The following is a 6,366-nucleotide window of genomic DNA, read 5'->3' as shown; positions in this document are numbered from 1 at the left end:
CAGGATACGCGGTACGGGGCTTCGACCCGTCGCCTACGGCACGCACGGCAGCGGCCGCCGCCGGCGTTCGCATCAGCGACGACGGTGGCTCCGTCGTCGCTGATGCCGAGCTTGTGCTCGTCTCCGTGCCGAAACCTGAGCACGTCCGCGCATTGGCGGCAGAGGTGCTGGTCAAAGCGCCGGCGGGAGCGATCGTCGTCGATCTGTCGACCATCGACCCGGATACCTCCCGCGCAACCGCGCGGGAGCTGGCCGAGCACGGCGTCACCTATATCGACGCACCGGTTCTCGGCCGCCCGGCCACCTGCGGATCATGGACGCTCGTGTGTGGCGGGTCCGAGCAGGCCGTCGACGCAGTGCGGCCTGACCTCATGGCGACCATCGCGGCGACAGTCGCCCGGGTGGGCGAGACAGGTGCCGGATCGGTTGTCAAGATCGCCAACAACCTGATGTTCGGAGCGATCAACGCGATCACCGCCGAGGCCCTGACTCTGTGCGAGCGCAATGGTGTGGACGGCCAGGTCTTTGTCGACGCGGTCGCCGATTCCGGTGCCGCGACCGTCTCCAACCTGTTCAAGGAGAACGCGCCCAAGATGGTGCGTGGCGACGACGATCCGGCCTTTGCGCTGGAGCTCCTCGCCAAGGACAATCGCCTGGCGCTCCAGCTCGCGGTGGCGTCGGGATCGCCCGCGCCGCTCGCGGAGGCCATCGTCGACATCAATGAGACGGGGCTCAGTCAGGGCCTCGGGGAACGCGACAGCGGCGCGTTGATCCGCGCGTACGCCGCTCTCGGTGGCGCCCGGTGAGTCCGGACGGTGTCCTCCCGATCGAGCGACTGCGAGTCACGATCCTGTCCGCCCCGATCGACGGCGTGGTGGACATGTCGTTCGGGCACCTCAAGGACCGGCGCGTGTGTCTTGTCGAGATCGACGCGGGCGGAGTGCGCGGGCTAGGGGAGAGCTGGATCAACTATCCGTCGTGGGCGCACGCCGAGCGGCTGGCGACATTCTGTGACGGCGTCGCCCCGATGCTGCTCGGAATGGACGCCTCAGACCCGGCAGCGGTACGTGAACGGCTCATCGCTCAACTGCTACCGCTGGGTCGCCAGGCAGGCGCCGTCGGGCCGATCTGGCAGGCCATCAGCGGCGTCGACATCGCGTTGTGGGACCTCGCGGGCAAGGTCGCCGGTGAACCGATCTACCGCTTGCTCGGCGGAACGGCCACTGCGCCCAAGGTGCCTGCCTATGCGAGTGGTATCGGCCCTACGGACGTCGAGCGGCTCTGCGAGACGGCGATGGACCACGGCTACAGCGCGGTGAAGACGAAGCTGGGCTTCGGCGCCGATCGCGATGAGCGCACGCTGTCGATCACACGAGCTCACATCGGTGACGCCGTGGAACTGTTCGCCGATGCTAACCAGGCGTGGGACGTGGCCTCGGCGATGGAAGCGATGCCCAGGCTCGTCCGGCACGGTGTGCGCTGGATCGAAGAGCCTGTGGCGGGGGACCGGATCGAGGACTTGCGGAAGCTCGCGACAGACAGCGTGCTGCCGCTCGCCACGGGTGAGAACATCTATGGTCTCGACGCGTTCAAGGCGTGTATCGACTCGGCCGCCGTCGCCCTCGTCCAGCCCGACCTCGCCAAGTCGGGTGGCTTCACGATCGGCCGTGCCGTCGCCGAGTACGCGGCCGCGTCCGGTCTGCGCATGGCGCCACACTGCTACTCCAGCGCCGTCGGGGTCGCCGCCAGTGCCCATCTTGCAGCGGCCTACGACAACGTGGACTGGGTCGAGGCGGACGTCCGGCCTAACCCTTTGCGCACTGATCTGCTGGCCGCGCCACTGGCCTGGGCCGACGGTGCATTGGCCCTCTCGGATGCGCCTGGTCTGGGGATCGAGCTCGATCCTGCCACCGTTATCCGGTTCCGTGTTCACTGTGAGGAGCGAACGAACTATGACCAATGAGACCCGGACCTTCCTGCCGGCTCCCGACGCTTTGGCCCACGGCGCGCGTATCGCCGGCGTGCGGGTCGAAGGTGACCCACATGAGCTGCCTGACCCATCGACCGGCGAGAGATTGGCGACGGTCGGCTGGGTCGATTCGGCAACGGCCGGCGACGCGGCACAAGCCGCACACGAAGCGCTGCCCGGCTGGAGCGCGACGCCCGACCGTGAGCGCGCGGGCGCACTGCGTGCGATCGCCGCCGACCTGCGCGGCAATACCGAGGCGTTCGCCGCTGTGATCAGCGCGGAGTCCGGAAAGCGGTTGAGCGAGGCGACGGCCGAAGTCGGCTTCTCGGCGCAGTATTTCGAATGGTTTGCCGACGCGGCCACCATGCCGCGCGACGAAGGCCTGGTGAGACCTCATCGACGTTTCGTGGTGACCCGTCGCCCGGTCGGGGTCGTGGCCGCTGTGAGCCCGTGGAACTTTCCCCTGTCGATTCCGGCACGCAAGGTGGCACCGGCGCTCGCGGCGGGGTGCACCGTCGTGCAGAAGGCGTCGGAGCTGACACCGTTGACCAGCCTGGCGTTCACCGAGATCTGCGAGCGGCATCTGCCGGCAGGCGCGGTCAACGTGGTTGTGGGGGACGGTGAGAAGCTCACCACCGCCCTGGTGGACTCGGATCTGGTAGCCGCTGTGACGTTCACAGGCTCGACACGGGTCGGTGCGTCCGTGGCGGCACGTGCGATGCGGTCGATGACTCGGGTGACGATGGAGCTTGGTGGCAAAGGACCGTTCGTCGTCACCGAGCGTGCCGACCTTGAGACCGCGCTTGACGCGCTTCTCGTGGCCAAGTTCCGCAACAACGGCGCGTCGTGCATCGCCGCCAACAACGTGTTCATCCATGAGTCCGTTTACGCCACATTCGTCGACTCCCTCAAGTCGCGGATCGTGTCGCTCAGGTGCGGTGCGCCGTCCGACTCAGCGACGGACGTCGGTCCGATGCTGCGCGCGGCCCACGTGGAGCGGCTGGAGCAGCTGGTGGCCGAGGCCGAGGCCGCTGGATGTCGAGTGTCGCGCGCGCCGCTGACGACCGACCGCGGATTCTTCGTGGCGCCGACGCTCGTCGAGGCGCTCACCGAGACGAGGCTGTGGGACGAGGAAGTGTTCGGACCTGTCTGCGCCGTCCGTCCGTACTCCTCGGAAGACGACATCGTGTCCGAGATCAACGGCTGGCGCAGCGGGCTCGGCGGATACGTGATGTCCGGCGACGCCGAGCACGCCGCGCAACTCGCCACGCGTCTCGAGATCGGGATCATCGGCATCAACAACGGCGCCCCGAACACCCCCGAGGTTCCGTTCGGCGGATTCGGCGACGCGGGGCTCGGCCGCGAGGGCGGTCTCTCGGGTCTGTACGAGTTCACCGAGGAGCAGACGCTCTCGTATGCGCGGTGACCCACCCGGGACGACGGTCTCGTGGTCGTGATGAACTCAAGGGGCGACGTCCGGAATATCTGTGCGGCCACGATGTCGCACCATTCGGAAGGTTCACGTCCGTCCTGATTGCGCTGTGGGCGTACACGGGAGTGACGGCCACCTGTCCAGCGTTATCCGTTCATTTCGGACGCTGGGGAGGTAGGTCATGGCTCCGGATGAGACGGGCCAGGAGGCCCTGGACGCGTACTCGCGTGTGGTCAGCGGTGTGGCGCAGCGAATTCTGCCCTCGGTCGCGAGCCTCGCGGTGACGATGGAACGTGGCGGCCGCAGGGGTAGCGGTACCGGTTCCGGGGTGGTCTTCACCAACGACGGTTTCATCCTGACCAACGCACATGTGATCGGCTCGGCAACGCACGGCACCGCATCGTTCGCCGACGGCACGGAGGTGGGCTTCTCCGTCATCGGCAGAGACCGGCTGTCCGACCTGGCCGTCGTCCGGGCGGACGGTTCGACGCCCGTTCCGGCGGAGTTGGGACGGGCGGACGATCTGACCGTGGGACAGCTGGTGGTGGCCGTCGGGAGCCCGCTGGGATTCTCCGGGTCGGTGACGGCCGGCGTCGTCAGTGCACTCGGTAGGTCCATGCCGGCGCAGAGCGGGCGGACCGTGCGGATCATCGAAGACGTCATCCAGACCGACGCCGCGCTGAACCCGGGCAACTCCGGGGGTGCGCTGGCAGACTCCACTGCCCGAGTGGTCGGCATCAACACAGCGGTCGCGGGGGTGGGGCTCGGCCTGGCCGTGCCGATGAACGCGAACAGCAACCGGATCGTCTCCACGTTGATGAAGGAGGGGAAGGTCCGGCGTGCCTTCCTTGGCGTCGCCACCTCGCCGGCGCCGGTCCCGCCGAAACTCGCGGACCGGATCGGTCGCACCAAGGGCGTGCGGATCGTTCACGTGGAGCCGGGTAGCCCAGCCGAAGAGGCCGGACTGCGTGCCGGCGATCTCATGGTCACCATCGCCGGGGAGCCGGTCGTCGACGCCCAAGCCTTGCAACGCTGGATGTTCGCAGAGGCCATCGACGTGGCGCTGCCCATCACGACGTTCCGTAGCGGGGCCATGGTGGACGTCATCGCCCGGCCGGCGGAGCTTGCCGACCGGTAGTCCGGCCACGCGAGCGCCGGATGGACGGACCGAAGCGGAGGAACCGGGCCAGGCGTCTCGGATCTTGAGTGCTGAGTCAGGTTGGACATGATCACATCCGTCGGCGGGTAGGAGTGATGCAGGTCTCGATTCGAGCGAGTGGCGGACCATCGGGGAGGCGTGCCATATGGACCTTTGGCCCTACGCGTTCTGCGCCAGCTCTCATTACTGTTACAGCAGGACTCAGGCCCTGTTGATCTTGTAATCATGCCCTCTATGATCATTTAGCGATGGATCTTATGCCCGGCCCAGATGAGCGCGTCAGCCCCGAACAGCTCGAGGCGTGGCGGGCGTTCGATCGCGCGCACGCCCACGTGGCTCGTCTGCTGGAGGCAGACCTGACTGAGCTGCATCGATTGCCCCTTGCTTGGTATGAGGTGCTGGCCCGTCTGGCCGAGGCCGAAGGTCAACGCCTGCGCATGTCGCAGCTTGCCGACAAGGTCATGCTCTCTCCCAGCGGTCTGACGCGGCTGGTGGATCGGATGATCAGTGAGGGCCTCGTGCGCCGGGTCCCCGCCGAGAAGGACGGGCGCGGTTTCTATGCAGCCCTCGCTGAGGAGGGACAACGGCGGCTGGCCGACGCCGCTGACACCCATCAACGCGGCGTGCGCGACTACATGGTCGAGCGGTTCAGCCCGGACGAACTCGCGCAGCTGACGGCCTTCCTCAACCGCATCATCGACTGATCCGGAGCAGCGCCGGTGCGTCTGCGGGCGATCTGGTACCGCGGCGTCCGCCGGGTACGCACGATGTCGGCCATCGCGTGCGGAGCCCATCGTCGGGGATGGTCGCGGTCTGGCGGTAGAGTCGCGGCGTGCGTGATCTCGGTGCGATCGTCAAGGCTTATGACGTCCGTGGGCTCGTTCCGGATGAGTGGGACGTGGATGTCGCGCGCGCCTTCGGTGCCGCCGCGGCAGACGTGTTGGGCGATGACGCCAACGCTATGGTCGTGGGGCATGACATGCGCCCGACGTCGTTCAGCCTGGTTGCGGCGTTCTCCGACGGAGTCACGGCTCGCGGTTTGGACGTCGTGAACATCGGGCTTGCCTCCACTGACCAGCTGTACTACGCCAGTGGGGCCTTGAGTCTTCCCGGCGCGATGTTCACGGCGAGCCACAACCCTGCCGAGTACAACGGCATCAAGTTCTGCCGCTCCGGTGCGGCTCCGGTCGGGCGGGACACCGGCCTCTCCCGGATTCGGGAGGTGGCGCAGCAGGCTCTGTCCGACGGCGGTCCGCGGCGGGACACCTGGGTGGCGCGGTTGCAGACACCGGCGGAGCGTAGTTTGCACAGCCAGGCCGCGGCGCCCGGCCGAATCGAACGCCGGGACATGCTCAGCGATTACGCGTCGTACCTGTACCAGCTGGTGGACCTGTCCGAGATCCGGCCGCTCACTGTCGTCGTCGACGCCGGTAACGGCATGGCCGGCCATACCGTCCCGGCGGTGCTGGACTTTCCCGGCCTGACCGTGATTCCGCTCTACTTCGAGCTGGACGGCACGTTCCCGAACCACGAGGCCAACCCGATCGAGCCGGCTAACCTGGCTGACCTCCAGCATGCCGTCCTGGAGCACGGCGCCGACATCGGGCTCGCGTTCGACGGTGACGCGGACAGGTGCTTCGTCGTGGACGAGCACGGAGAGATCGTGTCTCCATCGACGCTGACCGCGCTGATCGCGGTCCGTGAGCTTCGGCGTGCCCCCGGCGCGGCCGTCGTGCACAACCTGATCACGTCGCATGCTGTGGCGGAGATCGTGACCGAGAACGGCGGCACGCCGGTGCGGGCGCC

General features: G+C 67.6%; 6 protein-coding genes. All 6 read left to right on the top strand.

Annotated elements, in window-relative coordinates; genetic code table 11:
* Positions 1-806, top strand: an 806-nt coding sequence (locus tag ELR45_RS16880; RefSeq protein ID WP_165367853.1) for an NAD(P)-dependent oxidoreductase, incomplete at its 5' end; no start/stop codon positions are given.
* Positions 803-1,963 (top strand): mandelate racemase/muconate lactonizing enzyme family protein, encoded by a 1,161-nt coding sequence (locus ELR45_RS16875; RefSeq protein WP_129667444.1) that lies wholly within the window; start codon positions 803-805, stop codon positions 1,961-1,963. The genes ELR45_RS16880 and ELR45_RS16875, both read left to right, overlap by 4 nt.
* Complete coding sequence (locus ELR45_RS16870; protein WP_165367852.1) at positions 1,953-3,395, top strand: aldehyde dehydrogenase family protein; 1,443 nt, start codon at positions 1,953-1,955, stop codon at positions 3,393-3,395. The genes ELR45_RS16875 and ELR45_RS16870 overlap by 11 nt, the downstream gene beginning before the upstream one ends.
* Before the next feature lie 187 nt (positions 3,396-3,582).
* Entirely contained in the window at positions 3,583-4,539 is a 957-nt protein-coding gene (locus ELR45_RS16865; protein WP_129667442.1) for a S1C family serine protease, read from the top strand.
* Positions 4,540-4,808: 269 nt separating this feature from the next.
* A complete protein-coding gene (locus ELR45_RS16860) occupies positions 4,809-5,264 on the top strand; it encodes a MarR family winged helix-turn-helix transcriptional regulator (protein ID WP_205856736.1) in 456 nt (151 codons plus the stop codon).
* A gap of 128 nt (positions 5,265-5,392) precedes the next feature.
* Positions 5,393-6,366: phosphohexomutase domain-containing protein (locus ELR45_RS16855; protein ID WP_338069600.1), on the top strand; the 974-nt coding region annotated here is incomplete at its 3' end.

It is taken from the genome of Phytoactinopolyspora endophytica (genome assembly GCF_004138495.1).
In the GTDB taxonomy this organism is placed as follows: Bacteria; Actinomycetota; Actinomycetes; order Jiangellales; family Jiangellaceae; genus Phytoactinopolyspora; species Phytoactinopolyspora endophytica.
Note: the sequence above shows the minus strand (reverse complement) of the source record. Positions and strands in the feature narration are given on the sequence as shown.